Origin of the sequence: Pseudomonas sp. P7548 (genome assembly GCF_013386585.1) — a bacterium.
In the GTDB taxonomy this organism is placed as follows: domain Bacteria; phylum Pseudomonadota; class Gammaproteobacteria; order Pseudomonadales; family Pseudomonadaceae; genus Aquipseudomonas.
Window position 1 is genome coordinate 1 of the sequence record NZ_JACARO010000019.1, and the last position, 16,999, is coordinate 16,999.

20 protein-coding genes are annotated in these 16,999 nt (G+C 58.9%); 12 read left to right on the top strand and 8 right to left on the bottom strand.

Translation table 11 applies throughout. The annotated features are described in order from the left end of the window. Positions 1 to 4: 4 nt before the first annotated feature. The gene (locus HX803_RS11075; RefSeq protein ID WP_178920529.1) at positions 5 to 625 is read left to right on the top strand and encodes a LysE family translocator; all 621 of its coding nucleotides are present in this window, start codon (positions 5 to 7) and stop codon (positions 623 to 625) included. Between the two features lie 54 nt (positions 626 to 679). Here HX803_RS11075 and HX803_RS11080 read toward each other — a convergent pair whose 3' ends face one another. Continuing rightward, a complete protein-coding gene (locus tag HX803_RS11080) occupies positions 680 to 1,330 on the bottom strand; it encodes an alpha/beta fold hydrolase (protein ID WP_178920504.1) in 651 nt (216 codons plus the stop codon). A 188-nt stretch (positions 1,331 to 1,518) separates the two neighbouring features. Here HX803_RS11080 and HX803_RS11085 point away from each other — a divergent pair, with 188 nt between their 5' ends. After that, entirely contained in the window at positions 1,519 to 2,415 is an 897-nt protein-coding gene (locus HX803_RS11085; protein ID WP_178920506.1) for a phospholipase D family protein, read from the top strand. A 49-nt stretch (positions 2,416 to 2,464) separates the two neighbouring features. Here HX803_RS11085 and HX803_RS11090 read toward each other — a convergent pair whose 3' ends face one another. From HX803_RS11090 to HX803_RS11105, 4 genes are all read right to left on the bottom strand, one after another. Then, the gene (locus HX803_RS11090) at positions 2,465 to 2,776 is read right to left on the bottom strand and encodes a hypothetical protein (RefSeq protein ID WP_178920508.1); all 312 of its coding nucleotides are present in this window, start codon (positions 2,774 to 2,776) and stop codon (positions 2,465 to 2,467) included. Positions 2,777 to 2,851: 75 nt separating this feature from the next. Further along, positions 2,852 to 3,358, bottom strand: a complete 507-nt coding sequence (locus tag HX803_RS11095) for a flavin reductase family protein (protein ID WP_178920509.1) — start codon at positions 3,356 to 3,358, stop codon at positions 2,852 to 2,854. 96 nt (positions 3,359 to 3,454) lie between these two features. Continuing rightward, positions 3,455 to 4,489, bottom strand: coding sequence for a methionine synthase (locus tag HX803_RS11100; protein WP_178920510.1), 1,035 nt, complete (start codon positions 4,487 to 4,489; stop codon positions 3,455 to 3,457). 27 nt (positions 4,490 to 4,516) lie between these two features. After that, positions 4,517 to 5,500, bottom strand: coding sequence for a DUF1852 domain-containing protein (locus tag HX803_RS11105; RefSeq protein WP_178920511.1), 984 nt, complete (start codon positions 5,498 to 5,500; stop codon positions 4,517 to 4,519). 265 nt (positions 5,501 to 5,765) lie between these two features. Here HX803_RS11105 and HX803_RS11110 point away from each other — a divergent pair, with 265 nt between their 5' ends. Continuing rightward, on the top strand, positions 5,766 to 6,281 hold the full coding sequence (locus HX803_RS11110) for a GNAT family N-acetyltransferase (protein ID WP_178920512.1): 516 nt from the start codon (positions 5,766 to 5,768) through the stop codon (positions 6,279 to 6,281). 176 nt (positions 6,282 to 6,457) lie between these two features. On the opposite strand, the gene HX803_RS11115 is transcribed toward HX803_RS11110, so the two are convergent. Next, positions 6,458 to 7,162 carry an ankyrin repeat domain-containing protein gene (locus HX803_RS11115; RefSeq protein ID WP_178920513.1) on the bottom strand — a complete coding sequence of 235 codons (705 nt, stop codon included), beginning with the start codon at positions 7,160 to 7,162 and terminating at the stop codon, positions 6,458 to 6,460. 410 nt (positions 7,163 to 7,572) lie between these two features. Between HX803_RS11115 and HX803_RS11120 the strand changes: the two genes are divergently transcribed. Further along, entirely contained in the window at positions 7,573 to 7,836 is a 264-nt protein-coding gene (locus HX803_RS11120; RefSeq protein ID WP_178920514.1) for a hypothetical protein, read from the top strand. Between the two features lie 58 nt (positions 7,837 to 7,894). On the opposite strand, the gene HX803_RS11125 is transcribed toward HX803_RS11120, so the two are convergent. After that, positions 7,895 to 8,434 carry an AAA family ATPase gene (locus tag HX803_RS11125; protein ID WP_178920515.1) on the bottom strand — a complete coding sequence of 180 codons (540 nt, stop codon included), beginning with the start codon at positions 8,432 to 8,434 and terminating at the stop codon, positions 7,895 to 7,897. Between the two features lie 155 nt (positions 8,435 to 8,589). On the opposite strand from HX803_RS11125, the gene HX803_RS11130 reads away from it, so the two are divergent. The 5 genes from HX803_RS11130 (at position 8,590) to HX803_RS11150 (ending at position 12,353) form a co-directional block, all read left to right on the top strand. Beyond that, complete coding sequence (locus HX803_RS11130) at positions 8,590 to 9,699, top strand: tetratricopeptide repeat protein (RefSeq protein WP_178920516.1); 1,110 nt, start codon at positions 8,590 to 8,592, stop codon at positions 9,697 to 9,699. An 87-nt stretch (positions 9,700 to 9,786) separates the two neighbouring features. After that, entirely contained in the window at positions 9,787 to 10,173 is a 387-nt protein-coding gene (locus HX803_RS11135) for an ester cyclase (RefSeq protein ID WP_178920517.1), read from the top strand. A gap of 15 nt (positions 10,174 to 10,188) precedes the next feature. Further along, complete coding sequence (locus tag HX803_RS11140) at positions 10,189 to 11,226, top strand: helix-turn-helix domain-containing protein (protein ID WP_178920518.1); 1,038 nt, start codon at positions 10,189 to 10,191, stop codon at positions 11,224 to 11,226. 110 nt (positions 11,227 to 11,336) lie between these two features. After that, positions 11,337 to 11,810, top strand: a complete 474-nt coding sequence (locus tag HX803_RS11145; RefSeq protein ID WP_176995906.1) for a hypothetical protein — start codon at positions 11,337 to 11,339, stop codon at positions 11,808 to 11,810. A 60-nt stretch (positions 11,811 to 11,870) separates the two neighbouring features. Beyond that, complete coding sequence (locus HX803_RS11150) at positions 11,871 to 12,353, top strand: VOC family protein (RefSeq protein WP_178920520.1); 483 nt, start codon at positions 11,871 to 11,873, stop codon at positions 12,351 to 12,353. On the opposite strand, the gene HX803_RS11155 is transcribed toward HX803_RS11150, so the two are convergent. Continuing rightward, a complete protein-coding gene (locus tag HX803_RS11155; protein WP_178920522.1) occupies positions 12,350 to 13,252 on the bottom strand; it encodes an SGNH/GDSL hydrolase family protein in 903 nt (300 codons plus the stop codon). The genes HX803_RS11150 and HX803_RS11155 overlap by 4 nt on opposite strands. 195 nt (positions 13,253 to 13,447) lie before the next feature. Between HX803_RS11155 and HX803_RS11160 the strand changes: the two genes are divergently transcribed. The 3 genes from HX803_RS11160 (at position 13,448) to dapA (ending at position 16,974) form a co-directional block, all read left to right on the top strand. Continuing rightward, on the top strand, positions 13,448 to 14,839 hold the full coding sequence (locus tag HX803_RS11160) for a hypothetical protein (RefSeq protein ID WP_178920524.1): 1,392 nt from the start codon (positions 13,448 to 13,450) through the stop codon (positions 14,837 to 14,839). 6 nt (positions 14,840 to 14,845) lie between these two features. After that, complete coding sequence (locus HX803_RS11165; RefSeq protein WP_178920525.1) at positions 14,846 to 15,826, top strand: alpha/beta hydrolase; 981 nt, start codon at positions 14,846 to 14,848, stop codon at positions 15,824 to 15,826. A gap of 284 nt (positions 15,827 to 16,110) precedes the next feature. Continuing rightward, positions 16,111 to 16,974, top strand: a complete 864-nt coding sequence (gene dapA / locus HX803_RS11170; protein WP_178920527.1) for a 4-hydroxy-tetrahydrodipicolinate synthase — start codon at positions 16,111 to 16,113, stop codon at positions 16,972 to 16,974. Positions 16,975 to 16,999: the final 25 nt, after the last annotated feature.

Sequence of the window (16,999 nt, forward strand, 5' to 3'; positions counted from 1 at the left end):
CGCCATGGACCTCGCCACCCTCTCCCTTTTCCTCCCCGCCTGCTTCGCCCTGAACATGGCGCCCGGCCCGAACAACCTGTTGTCGGTGAGCAACTCCACCCGCTACGGCTACCGCACTTCGTGCCTGGCGGGTATCGGGCGCCTGCTGGCCTTCGCCGGAATGATCGCGCTGGCATCTGCGGGTTTGGCGGTGGTGCTGCAAACCTCGGAGCTGTTGTTCTACGGGATCAAGATTCTGGGGGCGGCGTATCTGTTTTACCTGGCCTTCCAGTTGTGGCGGGCCAATCCCCAGGCAGAGGCGGAATCGGCTACGGCCAAGGTGGGATTGTGGGCGCTGGCGCGTCAGGAGTTTCTGGTGGCGGCGGGCAACCCAAAGGCCATCCTGATCTTCACCGCATTCCTCCCGCAATTCGTGGTGCCGGGCCAGCCGATCACGCCGCAATTCGCCCTGTTGGGTGCGATGTTCCTGGCACTGGAATGGATTGCCATCAGTGCCTACGCCTACATGGGCCTGCACATGCGTCGCTGGTTTGCCGAGCCCCGTGGCAAGCGGATTTTCAACCGTTGCTGCGCGGGGCTGTTGTCGGCGGCGGCGACGGTGCTGCTGATGGCGCGCCGGGCTTGAACCCGAAGGCACTCAAGCGCTTGATGCCACACGCGTGGTGATTGCTGCGAGCCATTACGGCTGTTGCTGAATGAGCGGCATCAGCCCGTTATGGCCCGCGTCGGGAATGACCAGCAACGCCTTGTCTTGGGCGTGGGTCGCTGCATCCAACAGCCGCTCGGGGATTTCCAGCGGGATGACGTCGTCCTGCTCCCCGGCGATCACCAGCAGCCGGCCTTTGAACCGGCTGAGAATATCCCACGCATCGCTATCGGCCCAGCTGCGGTGCTGGCGGATGATCGCCGAAAACAAAGGGCCAAACGGTACCTTGTAAGCCTCTGGGGTGTAGATGCCCGGCACCACCAGAACCAACGTCTGGGCTTCCAGGGTTTCACTCAACCGCACCGCGTTATAGGCCCCCATGCTGATGCCGATCAAGGCGCTGGGCCGCACCCCGCTGTGCCGAATCACGGATAGCGCCTGCTGCTCGCGCCGGTGAAGGGAAGAGTCGGCGAACACACCACCAGTTTGCCCATGACCGATGCAGTCCAGGGCCGTGGAGCCAATGCCCTGTCCATGCAGAGTGTGTCGCACGTCCGCGAACACCGAGCGGCAGCGCGTACCGCCGCCGTGAAAGCAAAACAGATGAGGGTTGCGTTCGCCTGTCAGGATATCAGCGTGCAGCGTGTGGTTTTCGAAGGGGACGGTGAATTCGAGCGGTTGCATGGGGTGCAGGATTCCCAGTGGGCAGGCAGACCGCAATTATGCCCGTTCAAGTGACCGTGCCGTAGAACTCCGTCACTGCAGGCTTTTATTAAAATCCACGGCACGCCCAATCGCTCTGGATCGTCTAGGCTTGCGGCTAAACCCGTCCGCCCCTAAGCGACCGCAATTGACCGACTCATGGAGTGAGTATGTTCATCGCAAATGCCAGCGCCATACACCACGCACTCACGTGCTTGAGCGAGGCACAGAGCCCCGAGCGCCCTATCAAACTGGCAGTTGCCTTTTGGGGCGACGGCGCCGAAGGCCTGATTCGAAACGACAGGCAGTACAGGATCCTATGCAACCTCTCGACTGGCGGCACCAATCCAACGGTTATCCAGGCGCTTCTTGAGCGGCCGAACACAGAGATTCGCCACCTCCCCAACCTTCATGCAAAGGTTTCCCTGTTTGAGCATGCAGCGCTGGTCTCGTCGGCAAACTTTTCTCGAAATGGGCTCTGGTTTGAAGCAGAGCCCAGTGGCGGCTGGGAAGAAGCTGCATACGAGTTGGACGACCACGAGAGGGGCTTTGCCGAGGCGGAGCGCTGGTTTGAAGCGCTCTTTGAGAAAAGCCTGACCATTTCGCAGGACGTGCTACGTGAAGCCCAAAGCATGTGGTCGGCTCATGTTGGCGTAACGATGCGAGCCGATCCGCCAGAACTTGCAGAAAGCGACCTGTTCGAGCCATCTATCAAGCCTCGCAACCGGCTGCGCATGGCCGCGCCGTGGCTGGTGCAGGTCTTCTCAAAGATCGAGACCGTGAACAACAACAGCTGCTACGTTCCCGCCTATGTCGCAAACTTGCTCTGGACACAGTCCGGAAAAACCATCGAATGCAATATTCCGGAGCGGCCCACGCTGAGATATCCAGACCAGGTGTGGGAGCTGGCCATTAAGAAAAGCAAACAGCACCGGCTCAGGATGATTGAGCTGTTGCACACCGTGATTAACGACGAAGGTGTACTACCTGCCGTGAAATACTGGGCCTTACAATGCCTGCAAACACTACCCACCCCTTCACCAAAGCAGACCGCCACACCACGATGAACACCGCCCCCTAAACACGTAACGGTTCTAAGCGCCAGTTCTGTCGCCGTCAATCGTTGAACAAGGTCCAGCCATGGCAAATACCGGCGAAGTCTTTTGCCGAGAAAAACAGTGTTAACTCTTCGGGGTCGAAGGGCTTGTGCAACCAATGCCCAGGAACAGGGCCTCGCGTTATCAGGTATTCCAGACGGTAACGCCGAACAGCATCTGACCTGAAGGTGTTCGAATTCAACGCAACCGTGTCTGCGGGGTCAAGCGCCCACAGTTTTTCGACCAGAGGGTCGTTACCTACCACCTCTGTGGCGACTTCAATCAGGTGTCGAGCATGAAGTTTCTTTAGAAGCCTTGCACTTCTTGCCATCAGGCGACCTTCCCATCGTCCGTGTGTCGGCCAATGGTACTGCAATGGGGTGATGGATAAAGGTGTGGTCCGCGCTCAAACAGCGTTATGCGCAGCGATATTCCGATACTGCCCCTTGAAGTACAGCAACGGCTGCGCCCCAGGTTCTTGCAGGTTCAATGCTTTAACTTCACCAATCACGATCAGGTGATCACCCGCCGCGTGCTCGGCGTGAATTTCACAATCCAGCCAGTGCAGGCTGCCGGCGATGATTGGATTGCCCAGCGGCGACGTATGCCAGTCTACGTTGTGCCATTTGTCCGTGCCTCGCCGAGCGAACTGATTGGAAATACCCACCTGTTCGCCTGACAGAATGTTGACCGCGAAACGACCGGCCTGGCGAATCCTGGGATAGCTCGCCGAACTGGACATGACGCTGAATGACACCAGCGGCGGGCTCATGGACACGCTGTAGAACGACTGGCAGGTAAAGCCTATCGGTTCGTCATCAAGGTAGGAGGTAATCACCGTGATACCGGAGGCGTAGTGCCCAAGCGCTTCGCGAAAGTGCAGTGGCTCGATAGCGGTAGGGAGACGTGACATAGAAAGCCTTGAATAGTCGGTGGCGTTCGAACGGGCAAAGTGAGCACGGAAGAAGGCCGGCGAGGGTTAACTCCACCGCCCTCCTCCGGCGTTCGCTCAGCCTCTGTTCAACAGCTCTCTGCGAACGATGTCTGCACCGGCGCTCAGGGCGTTCAGCTTGCCTCTTGCCACATGACGAGGCAGAGGCGCCATGCCGCAGTTCGTGCACGGGTAAAGCTTGTCGGCGTCCACAAACTGCAGCGCTTTGCGCAGGGTATTGGCGACTTCCTCGGGTGTTTCAATGGCATGGTTGGCCACGTCAATAGCGCCGACCATCACTTTCTTGCCGCGAATCAGCTCAATCAACTCCATGGGCACATGGGAGTTGTGGCACTCGAGCGAAATGATATCAATGCTGGATTTTTGCAGCTTGGGGAACGCCTCTTCATATTGACGCCATTCCGAGCCCAGCGTCTTTTTCCAATCGGTATTGGCCTTGATGCCGTAGCCGTAGCAGATATGCACGGCGGTTTCGCATTTAAGGCCTTCGATTGCACGCTCCAACGTGGCAACGCCCCAGTCGTTTACCTCATCAAAGAACACGTTAAACGCGGGCTCATCAAACTGGATGATGTCGACACCGGCCGCTTCCAGCTCCAGGGCTTCCTGGTTGAGGATCTTGGCAAATTCCCACGCCAGTTTTTCACGGCTCTTGTAGTGGTTGTCGTACAGCGTATCGATCATGGTCATCGGGCCAGGCAGTGCCCATTTGATCGGCTGGTCTGTTTGCTGGCGCAAGAACTTGGCATCGTCAACAAACACCGGCTTTTGACGCGCAACGGCGCCCACCACGGTCGGAACGCTCGCGTCGTAACGATCACGAATCCTGACGACCTCGCGCTTCTCGAAATCCACGCCACTGAGGTGTTCAATAAACGTCGTCACAAAGTGCTGGCGTGTTTGCTCGCCGTCACTGACGATATCAATGCCCGCCTGTTGTTGCTCTTGCAGCGCCAAACGCAGGGCGTCTTGTTTGCCTTCAACCAACTCATCATCTTGCAACTTCCAAGGCGACCAGAGTTTCTCTGGCTCTGCCAGCCAGGACGGTTTAGGCAAGCTGCCAGCGGTTGAAGTAGGTAACAACTTTTTCATCATGAACAACCTTGTACGTTTAATTAATCAAAGCGCGCAATGAGCGGACCAGTGTTCAAGCACAGCCTGGTAAGGCTTGATGAAGTTCTCTTCAACAAACTTCCCCTGCTCGATGGCCAGGCGACTGCGTTCTTCTCGGTCATAGACAATCAGTGTCAGCGAGTAATCCTGGTGACTTAAACTGGGCTGGTAGGATTTACCGGCGGCCGAATTCGCGTTGTAGATCTCAGGACGGTAAATCTTCTGGAAGGTGTCCATTGTGCTGATGGTGCTGATCAGTTCGAGGTTCGTGTAATCCCCCAGCAAGTCACCCGAGAAATAGAACGCCAGCGGCGCAACACTGTTGGGCGGCATGAAATAGCGAACCTTCAAGCCCATTTTCTGGAAGTACTCGTCTGTCAGCGAGTATTCGTCCTGCTGGTATTCCACCCCCAGCACAGGGTGCTGGTTTTCTGTCCGGTGGTAGGTCTTGCTGCTGGACACACTCAGGCAGATCACCGGCAGCTTGTTGAAGTTGGCCTTGTAGGCGCTTGAGTTCACGAAATGCTTGAACAGCTTGGCGTGCAGGTCCCCGAAATTGTCGGGGGTGCTGAAGCCTGCGCGGTCCTTGTTATGCCCCAGCAACAGCACGCTGAAGTCATAATCGCGCACATAGGAGGAGAAGTTGTTTCCTACAATCCCTTCAATACGCTCGTCCGTTTTGCGATCGATAATATTGGTTTTCAATAGTTCAATCAGCGGAATGGGTTTACCGGTGCTGTCGGTATTGACGTCCATTTCGACGGAGATGATTTCGAGTTCAACCGAATAACGATCGCCTTTTGGGTTATCCCAATGCGCCAGGGCATTGAAGCGGTTATCAATCATCCGCAAGGTGTTGCGCAGGTTTTCCTGGCGGCTCTTCCCGCGCGCCAAGTTGGCGAAATTGGTGGTAATGCGCGTGTTTTCGGAGGGGTGATAATGTTCGTCAAATTGAATGCGCTTGATAGCAAATGTAAAGTCTGTACTCATTTTAATTTCACACCCGTACACCCGAAACAACACCTGAACTTATCGACTGATAGCTTCTGGTCTTGCTCAGCAATATTAATAGTCTCAATCATTAAGGCTATTTTAGGTCGAGCCTTTGCTTGATAGATAATGAATTGATTTCACTGAATCTTTAGCGCTCCTCATGGTGTGTACGATTGCGCTCAAGCCTTCAACTGTCATGATTTGCGCCAATGCTTGAAGGGCAACAGCACGGACTCACAGCAGCCAGGCAAGGAGCATTTCAATGATTCGCAAGGCACTAGTCTCTGATGCAAACGCCATTGCCCAGGTGCATATCCGCAGCTGGCAAGAGGCCTACCGTGACCTGATGCCGGCCGACTACTTGAGCGCGCTGGATACCACCCTGGCTCGGCGTGAATCGCTCTGGGTTCGCTCGATTGAATCGGGCGAATCCGGTGTATGGGTGGCGGAGCAGGACCAGCAGGTGGTTGGTTGGGTATCTGTGGGAGACAGCCGCGATGATGACGCCGAGGTCAATACGGGTGAAGTCATGGCCATCTATGTCTTGGCCGGGTACTGGCAAACGGGTGTCGGGCGGGCGCTATGGAACGTCGGCGTGCAGCATTTACGGCAGCAAGGTTTTACGCGAGTGACGCTGTGGGTGTTGGCGCTGAATGAACGGGCGATTCAGTTCTATCGCAACGTAGGATGCGTCGAGGAACCTGGCAGCGAGCGCAATCTGATAAGGGGCGGTGTTAGCCTTGCGGAAGTGAGGTACGGGTTGCTCTTGCCCACGTAAACTGGCCTTGTTCGCGCTCCGACACATAGACACCCGGTTTCGCAGGAGGATCCTCCTTGTAGTGAGCGAGCTTGCTCGCGCCAGCCAACACAGATACCGCGATTCTTCAGGCAGATTGGCACCGCTCAATTTTGGATTGCGGCGCGCCCGGCGCAGGGCAAGTCTGCTCACTACAGTTATACGAGTCGGATGATGGGAAATCCGTCTTCCACGCCTGGCGCGCCGTTGAGGTGCAGCGCTGTAAATACCTCCTGCGTACACTGGCCCCACAGCGCGAACTTTGTCGCCGACATGCCATCCTCCTCCCGCACGTAGGTCGCATCGGCGCCAGCACGAAGCAACAACAATGCTATTTCACTGCCCTTCTTTTTCCCCCGGGAGCACGCAACCAACAACGGGGTAAGCGCTAAGTCTCCAGGCTTATCCAAGGGCGCCCCCAGTTCAATCAAGAACTTCACCATCGGAATCCGCAGATGGTCCACGGCGGCATACATCGCATCATCGAGGGTGGCTCCGGCCTGGATCAGCAGTTTCAATTCATTGATCTGGCCATTACGGGCTGCCGATTGTATGGCGGTGTCACCGTACCGGCCGATAGCGTTGACCTGCGCGCCACGTTCCAACAGCAGCTTGACCAATGAAAGCCGTCCGCAGCCGCATGCGCTGATCAGGGGGAAACCATGCTCATCGCCTTTTGCAGCATTCGCCCCGAGGTCCAGTGCTTGACGAACCAACACCTCGTTCCCGTAATGGGCCGCCTTGATGACGATACGGTCTACGTCTTCTGCAAAGTCATAGTCAGGGCCCAGAATCGGAAGAATGTCTTCCAGGGTACCGTGCCGGGTGACGTCGCCGATAAGCTGATCGCGTTGATAACTCATCCTTGTCTCCAAAGTGCTTTCCGTGCCTTGGGTTGTAGCGCGAGTTCCAAGAAACAGCAAGTCAGTCACCCTGAGTTGATCAGTCGGGTGTTTCAGGCAGTACGAGCCTAATGCTTCAACACTGCGACTATATAAAAAGTGTCCCTGGCCTAGGCGCTTCGATTGGTAGAACCGACGCCGACTGCCGATTCTTGGCCGTAGGAGATATGAACGCCGCGCCTCGCTTTGGATAGGGCTGTCACATGATGTTCCTTCAACGTGACTGAGGCTTGGGGTTAGCACACATCGCAAACCAATGGTTCTACGAAATGCGTCAAAAGTGGATCTTTTACTGATCCATTTATCCTCTATAGTCGCCCAGCGCCCTAAACATTTAACAGTGTTCGTTAGTTCATTGACGGAAAGTTGATATGAAGTATAAAAAGTATTCCATGGGTCTCGGCGCGTCTGCCCTTTTAGTGTTGTCAGCGCTGCGCCTGTCCACTCACCAACCCCCTACCCGGGAAGATTTTGTAAAATACCCCTCTCTACGACAGCACTGGTTCACGGTATGCGACTCCCGCAGCAACCTTGCAGACGTTAATGAGGAAGGATGCAAGCATTTACACGAATGGCAGGCAGCCAATGAGTTACCGGTACTGGACAATTTGATGAATCAAAACCTGGGTAAATAGCTAACAGCGGTAGTTAGTAGCATCCCATGCTTCACGTCTAGCGTGATTAAACCGATTGCTAGTTATACGACTCCACAGCATCCACCACCTGCGCCGCCATTCCTTCAACAGCGCCCTCCCCGTCAATCCGCAGAACAGGCACCGTCTGCTCTGTAATCCACACTTCGTGCCGCGCTCTATTGCGCCCGGAAAAGTGGGGATCGTCATACTGCGAAGCCCATTCGCGAAAGGCTACGTGTATCTCGTGCATGTCGCCACCGGGTGCGATGCGATCACCAAAACGTGCCTGCTCACGTGCTGCCAGCCGCTTGAGGCGCACCGGCGTTGGTGTGTCCACAAACACGATGAGGTCGGCCTCGGCGATCAACACATCACCCCACACGTTGCACGAGCCCGTCAGCACCCAGTCATCGTCCCCGCGCGTTTGTTGAATCAAGCTCACGCGATCTTCAGGCGCACGCTTGGTGGTGTACGGCGGGTCCGTGGGCATCCAGTAAAAGTCATCGACATCGACTTGTCGCAAGCCGAGCAACGTTGCGAGGGCGCGCCCCAGCGTCGTCACGCCCGCGCAAGAGGCGCCGGTGATGTAGATCCGCATGTGCTCTCCATGAATGTAAAACGGCGTTGGATGCTACAAGAAAACTCGGCCGCACACCTTACAGGCCAACAATGACCGTTTGTGTTCGCCATCGCCCATGCCATCGTGCGCCAACCTCGTTACACTGCCCCTCCACCTCACGAACGGATTCGACTGTGCGCCGCTACTCAACTGCCCTCGGGGTTCTGGTTCTTGGCCTGCTGGCCTACCTGGTCATCACCTTCTCTATCACCCTATGGCGTAACCCGCACAGCCTCACCCTGTTGATCGGCGGCTTCTATGACGAAGGCGTGATATTTCCTAAAGACCCGGTCAAAGCGGCAACCTGGTACTTGCGCGCAGCCGAAAATGGCGAGGCGCTCGCCGAGTACAAGACCGGTATCTTTTTCTTTGAGGGCAAAGGTGTGCCGGCTGATAACGCCAAGGGCTTTGAGTGGATGACCAAATCCGCCCAGCAGGGATTCCCGAGCGCCGAGTTTTACCTGGGATTTGCCAATCTGAATGGCCTGGACACACCGGCTGATCCGGCTCAAGCCGCAAAGTGGTTTCGCAAAGCCGCCAAACAAGGCCATGCCAAGGCCCAATACCATCTCGCAAAACTGTATGCGTCAGGTAGGGGTGTAAAGACCAACGACCAGCGCGCTTTTTTCTGGGCGAGCAAGGCGAGCGCCGCCGGTATCGTCGACGCTCATTTGCTGCTGGCAAGCCTTTATTTATTGGGACGGGGTACGCCGGTCGACCTTCAGCAGTACGTGAGTCTACTCACGCTGGCAGCCAACGCTGGCAACACCGACGCCTACGAAATGCTCGGAACCTCCAGCCTCGACGGAACCGGCATGCCTGTTGATGCACTCGCCGCCGTGCAGTGGTTCACGCGCTCTGCCGAGCAGGGCCGGGCCAATGCACAGTACATCCTCGGCAGACTCTATAGCGACAGCGGTAAATTGCCGGTCGACTATCCGCTGGCAAACCGTTGGTTTTTGAAAGCGGCCGCACAAGGCCACGCCTTCTCAACCGCGACCCTCGCGATGAATATGGACACCGGCCGCGGTTTTCAGCGCAGCAAGGTCAAGGCGTGCGCGCTCCTGCGCGTTGCGCTGAAACAGCGTCCGCCGAGCCAGGAAGAAGACATGCGCAGTCAACTGGAACACGAGGAAAAGAGCTTGTCGCCGCAACAACTTGAGCAAGTTGCGGCGCTGGAAACCCTCTATTCAACGCCCGAGGGACTTGGGCAATTGTCTGGTGAAATAACCGGCGAACAATAAGCAGACAGATCGCAGGCTTACCTTCATGTAGAACTGACGTTGCCCGCCATCCTGGACGAACGCTTTTAAACCACAGAGGAGCGCCCCATGACCCGCGATCAACTCGCCGCCCTTTACCAAAGCTACATCGATTGCCTCAACCGCCAGGACTGGGCGCACCTGGGGGACTTCGTGCACCCTCAGGTGACCTACAACGGCATCACCGTCGGCCTTGACGGCTACCGCGCCATGCTCGAACGGGACTTTCGCGAGATCCCCGACCTGGTGTTTCGCATTCAGTTGCTGGTGGCCGACCCACCCACGGTGGCCAGTCGGTTGAATTTCAAGGTCAGCCCCAGGGGTGAATTTTTCGACCTGCCGATCAACGGCAAGACCGTGACCTTCGATGAAAACGTATTCTACGAAGTCATCGATGGGAAATTCGCGCACGTCTGGTCAGTCATCGATAAGGCGGCGATAGCACAACAGCTTTGATGGAGGGCGCCAGCCATGGAGAACCCGCTGTTCACCTTTACCACCCAACCCTACCCGCCACGCCAACGCTTCGACGTGTGGCGGGAGGAAGTGAACGCGATCTTCGATATCACCATCAACGAGCCGGACGCCGCCGCCTTCAATTACCGCCTGGCCACCGGTTACCTGGGCGCGCTGCTGATGGGCTGCGGCGCCTGGGATGGCACCGGCGCCCCGGTGCCTTACCGGGTCAAGCGCTCGGCCCAGATGATCCGCCGTGACCACCTCGACCATTACTACCTGTGCCTGGGCCTGTCCCATTCGATCAACGGCACCGCAGGCCGCGCCACTTTGACGGCCGGCAATTCACAGATCTACATCCTCGACCTGGCCCGTGAACTGGATTGCCTGATCACCGCCGGCGACACGGTGATCCTCACCATCCCCCGCGACCTGCTGGCGCCTGGCCTGGGCCACAAAGACCTGCACGGGCAGGTGCTGCAAGGCGGCTTGAGCGAGTTGCTGGCCGACCACATGCGCGCCTTGCAACATCGCTTGCCACGGCTGCTGCCCGGGGAAATCCCCCACGCGCAACAGGCCACCCTGGGCATGGTCTCGGCCGCCATCGCGCCGTCGCTGGCGAACCTGCACATGGCCGCGCAGGAGATCGACCACACCCTGCTCAACCGTGCCCGTCGCCTGATTGAACAGCACCTGCGCAGCCCCGAGTTGTCCCCCACTTTCCTGTGCAAGCAGTTAGGCATTTCGCGGGCGCACCTGTACCGGTTGTTCAGCCAGGAAACCGGCGTGGCAGCGTACATCCAGAAGCGCCGGTTGAACCGGGCACGGGTGATGATCCAAAGCGACAGCGGCACGCGGCATCGGGTCTCCGGCCTGGCGTTCCAGTTCGGGTTCAAGAGCGATGCGCACTTCAGCCGCGCGTTCAAGCAGGCTTTCGGCTACTCCCCCCGAGAGGCCCGGGACGTGGCGGGCGTACACGCCAAACAGGGCCAGGTGAACCGGCATGATGGCTTTTCGCTGCGATCCATTCTGGGCCAAATGACACCCGCGTGAGACAGCCAGGCAAGTAATTGAGACGCTGGGACAGGAAGATTTTTTCCGCGTTTTTTTCGCCGTTTTATGATTGGCCTCAGTTTCAGAGCCCTGAATCAACGGAGGAAATCATGGCCCGTCGTGCACTTATTCGTAACGCCATCACCCCACTGGTCGCTGCTGTTTTGCTGTCGGGCTGCGCCGGTGGCAACAACGGCCTCAGCAGCCTCAACGGCCTGTCCATACCCGGTATCCAGGGCAAGTCAGGGCCGGACATTTCGTTGTTCGACACCACCTACGTGCGCACCCATATCGTGTCGGGCAAGACCACTGCCCAACAGCTCAAGGCGATGTACGGCGAGCCGCAGAACCAGTCGATTGCATCCGACGGCACCGAAACCTGGGACTACTCCCCTTCCACCACCGCCAACGCCTCCATGCGGCACTTGCTCGGGCTGGTGTCCAACCATATCCCCGGCAACACCTACGACAACGCCATCGACACGCGGCGCACCGCCATTGACAACATCGCTCCCGAACAACAGAACCGCCGCCTCAACATCCACCTCAACAATGGCGTGGTCAGGGACTACACCATCATGTAGCGCCCGCAGGCACAGCCATTGTCTAGACTCCATGGACCCATCCCCCCATGGAGCCAGACGATGAACCACAAAAATACCCTATGCCTCTGGTACAACGGCACCGCCCTCGAAGCCGCCACCTTCTACGCCAAGACCTTCCCGGACAGCGCGGTGCACGCCGTGCACCATGCCCCCGGTGACTTCCCATCGGGCAAACAGGGCGACGTGCTGACCGTCGAATTCAGCGTGATGGGCATTCCCTGCCTGGGCCTTAACGGCGGTCCGGCGTTCTCCCATAGCGAGGCTTTTTCATTCCAGGTGGCCACCGATGATCAAGCCGAGACCGACCGCCTGTGGAATGCCATCATCGACAACGGCGGCCAGGCAAGCGCTTGCGGCTGGTGCAAGGACAAGTGGGGCCTGTCTTGGCAGATCAGTCCGCGCGCATTAGTCGCTGCGGTCACTCACGCCGACCCGGCGATCGCCAAGCGTGCCTTCGACGCGATGATGACCATGACCAAGATCGACATTGCCGCGATTGAAGCGGCGGTGGCCGGCCGCTAGGGCTTGGCGCTCAGTGTTTTCAACATCGCCTGGGCCGCCAGGGCGTGCACCTTGCGCGTGGGATGCCATTCATCCCAGTAGTAATGCGCATCGGGGTCGGCACAGGCCGGTTTCACCTGCGGGTAAGTGGCCTGGCAGGGCGTATCCAGGTCCTTGAAGCCGCTGGCCTCAGGGTTGGCGCGCAACGCGTCGCTGAACGCCAGGTGATCAAAGTAAGTGACCTTTGCCTCTAACGCAGCCAGGGCTACAGGCAGCTTTTGCTCGAGCAACTGCTGGTATCGTTTCGCATGCTCGACCTGATTGCCCTGCACCACCGCCGGGACATGGCTCAGATCCGTGGTGCCCACCACCATCACATGCCCGGCGCCGGCAGCAATCAATTGCTCGGTGGCCTTGCGGATATTGGCCAGGCTGACCTCACTCAGCGCCTCGACCGATTCGGGATGGGTGAAGTCGGCCCATTCGAAAAAGTCGTTGGCCGAGATGAAAATGAAATACAGCGCCTTGGGGTCGGCCTTGTGGTCCGGCGCAGTCTTCAGGTAATCGGCGACTTGTCCCAGCACGCCGGTGTCACGCGCCGGCATCATCCAGGCGTAGTAGTTGCCATGGCCGCTCTTGGCGCCGCCGACGGCATAGTCGGTCAGTGTTACTTTCAAGGCCGTCGCCAAGCCTTCCACCGCTGTCGGGCCATTGCTCCAGCGGCCCTGCCAATACAACTCGCCCGGTAGTGCCTGGGCGTCCTTGACCTTCTGCTGCACCAAGTGCGCCGTGAAGGCAGCGCCCGCGCCGTTGTCCGAATAACTGTCGCCAAAAGCATAGAGGTGGTCGTAGGTCGACGCGCCAAAGGCGCTCGATGCACAAAAAGCCAGGGCCGTTGCCAAACACGCGCGTCGAATCATCGAGGTTCTCCCAGAGTGTCTGCAAAGACTACCCGCTCGGCAAACGCACGCCGCCGCCATTGCGACTCGGGCATAGCTGGTTGCGGCTTCGAACCGGCTATACAGATAAACCCGTGGCCGTTAGGCTTGCCGCCTAAAGATTACGGGCTGCCTGCCGTCATCCTTACATCCCTGAATGGACTCAAAGAGGCTTCTGTGCGCGTTATTTCTTCCCTGTTGTTGCTCGGTGGCATCGCCACACTGGCCGGTTGTGCCACCCAAAAATCCACGGTTGACCGTATGTTCGCCAGCACGCTGACCCAGCCCCTGGTGGAAAACAGCATTGTGCGCGAAGGCGACAACCTCAGCTTTGAATTGCTGATGCCGGAGTCCACGGCCGGTGTACGCCGCACCATGCAGTTCGAGGCAGCGTGTTCCTCACCGCAGTTGTACCTGCTTTACCTCGACGGTGCCCAGCGCGTCTACCCGACCGCCGCCGGCCGCTACAGCGGCGCACGCAAGCTGTCTGCCGACCTGCGCGCCACCCTGGAGACCAACCCGACGTTCGTGCGCGCCTGTGCCGACACGCCGAAACCCGACTGGCGCCTGGTGCAGACCAACGAACGCGAGAACTGGGTGTTGATCGACGCCAACAGCATCAAGAACGTCAATGGCGAAACCCGTTTCTGGGCCGCCTTCGACAACCCGTCCGTGCTGAACGACTTGCCGTACAACGCGCCTTACGCGCAAAAACGCGAGCACTTCGCCGTGTCGTGCGCCGCCGGCACCTACAAGGAACTGGCCGGCTACGACATGGATGCCGACAACCGCGTCAGCGATGGCCGTGTCGACAGTTTCCCGACGCCCCAGAAGATCGCCGGCAGCAACGCCGACTATGAATTGCTGTTCAATAACGTCTGCACCCGCCCGGAAAAAATCGCGGCGTTGCCGGCCTTCAAGCCGCGATTGAAAGCCCCAGTGACCATCGCCCTCACGTCGGTACAACCGCAGGTACTGGCGGCGATCACCCAGTTGAACCTGGACAAGCCCACCCGCAGTTTCAAATACGTGCACATGGTCGGCACCTCGACCTACAAAGGCACCACCAGTGAGTTGTCGAGCCAATACTTCATCAGCCAGGACGGGCCCAGCGGTCAACTGAGCATGGCCAACCGCGGCAAGGGCTATGAGTCGCAATCGGTGAGCTGGCGCAACCTGATTGAGCTGGTGACCAAATCCAGCTACGGCGGCGGCAGCATGGCCGAAAGCTCGACGGTGACCCAACTGAGCTTCACCGGTAACTGGAAAACCCTGCCGGTGGGCGAAACCGTGATTTACCAGTTCACCCGCGCCACCCTCAACAATATCGTCGGCAGCTACGGCAAGCCCAACCTCACCCGCTGCGTGGTGGAACGCGAGCTGCAAGCCAGCGAGCTCAACCCGAAGCTGCTGGGCACGGCCAAGGCCTTGTCATGCACCTACGACAAAGACGAGTACAAGCGCGTCAGCCATTGGTACTTCCTGACCGACTACGCCTACTTCTTTGAGTCGAGCACCGACAAGAACCCGTTCTACTACTCCGATTCGCGTATCGACACCTTCGAGTAAGTGACCATGAATGACGGCGTCAAGATCGACCCACGGACCTTACCCGTCCCACACTCGATCAGCCCCGAGGCCCAGGCGCTGCTCAAGCGCCTGGTGGGTGCGGACGGGGTGCCGCTGAACGCGCTGCACGCCATGCCCTCATCCGACGACCACGACGGCTGGCGCCGCCTGCAAGGTGCCGTGGCCCAGCATTACGCCGCCGCCAACGCAGGCCAGGAAGCATCGCTACGGGCCAGCCTGGCGACGATCACCCTGGGCGACGCCACCGTCCACGTCGCGACACCGGCCAGCGGCGTGGCTGACTTTGCCTACATCGATCTGCACGGCGGTGCACTGGTATTCGGCGGCGGTGAAAACTGCCGCCTGGCCGCCGCCCGGCAGGCCGACCTGCACGACCTGGTCTGCTACGGCGTGGACTACCGCATGCCACCCGATCATCCCTACCCGGCCGCGCTGGATGATTGCCTGGCCACCTATCGCCATGTGCTCACCCGGCACGCGCCGCAGCACATCGTGATGGGTGGCCGCTCCGCCGGCGGCAACCTCGCGGCAGCGATGGTACTGCGGGCCCGGGACGAAGGCTTGCCCCTGCCGGCCGCGCTGGTGCTGTTGTCGCCGGAGGTGGACCTGACTGAGTCGGGTGACAGTTTCCAGGTCAACCGCACCGTCGATGTGGTGCTGCCCAACCCATTGATGAGTGCCAATCTGCTGTACGCCAATGGCGCGGATTTGACCCACCCGTACCTGTCACCGTTGTTTGGTGACTTTACGAAAGGCTTCCCGCCCACCTTCCTGCAAAGCGGCACACGGGACCTGTTCCTGTCCAACACCGTGCGCATGCACCGTGCCCTGCTCAAGGCCCAGGTGCCTGCGCAATTGCATGTGTTCGAAGCGATGCCCCATGGTGGTTTCATGGGCGCGCCGGAGGACTTGGAGCTGGCCGCGCAGGTCGCGCAATTTGTGCGAGAACAGCTGCGGCGGGCTTGACACATTCGCCAGGCGCCCCTGAAGATGGGGGCCTTACTCAGGGTGTGACAATTTATGTCTGCTACGTCGTTCGCTAACCTTTCTGCTATTGGCTTGATTGCCAAGGCGCAAGGTTGCGTAGCGCACGCCCTCAAATCGAAGAAACAGTCGCTCATGTGACCGGGGCGCGCTGTCCCGTCAGATGAGCTGACAGGACATTGAGCGCGACGGACTCCCTCCCCTTTGCACAATTCCCTCTGCCCTTCTGACGGTGACTCAAGCGGTCAATCATCAGGAGAAAGTGCATGTCAGCGTTTCAAGGTATCTGGGTTCCCGTGGTCACGCCGTTCCATGACGGTGCCATCGACTTTATCGGCCTGCGCCGGCTGGTCAGCCACCTGCTGGAAAAACACGTGGCCGGGATCATGGTCTGCACCACCACCGGCGAAGCGGCTGCGCTGAGCCGCCAGGAACAACTGACCGTGCTCGATGCCGTGCTGCAACTGGTGCCGGCACACCGCGTGGTCATGGGCCTGGCGGGCTACAACCAGATTGAACTGCTGCAGTTCCAGGCACAGATCCTCAAACGCCCGGTGGCCGGTCTGCTGGTGCCGGCACCCAGCTACATCCGCCCGTCCCAGGCGGGCCTGGAAGCGTTCTTTCGCACCGTGGCCGATGCGTCCAGCGTGCCAATCATCCTGTATGACATCCCCTACCGTACCGGCGCGACCTTCGAGCAGGCGACACTGCTGAACATCGTCGCCCATCAACGCATCGTCGCGATCAAGGATTGTGGCGGCAACCTGGGCAACACCCTGGCGCTGTTGGCCAGTGGCGAGGTGGATGTGCTGTGCGGGGAGGACATCCAGCTCTTCAACGCCCTGTGTCTGGGCGCCAGCGGCGCGATTGCCGCCTCCGCCCATGTGCACACCGAGCAGTTTGTGGCGCTGTGGCAGCAGGTACGGGACAACCAACTGGCCGAAGCCCGGGCGACGTTTTTTCAGTTGTTGCCGTTGATAAACACAATGTTCATGGAGCCCAACCCCGCACCGGTCAAGGCCGCGCTGGCCATGGAAGGGTTGATCAACTGCGAGCTACGCGCCCCGATGCAGCCCGCCAGCGACGCCGTGAAAGCCCGGTTGCACACGGTCCTCAACCCAAACACATAACCTGTAGGAGCTGGCTTGCCGGCGA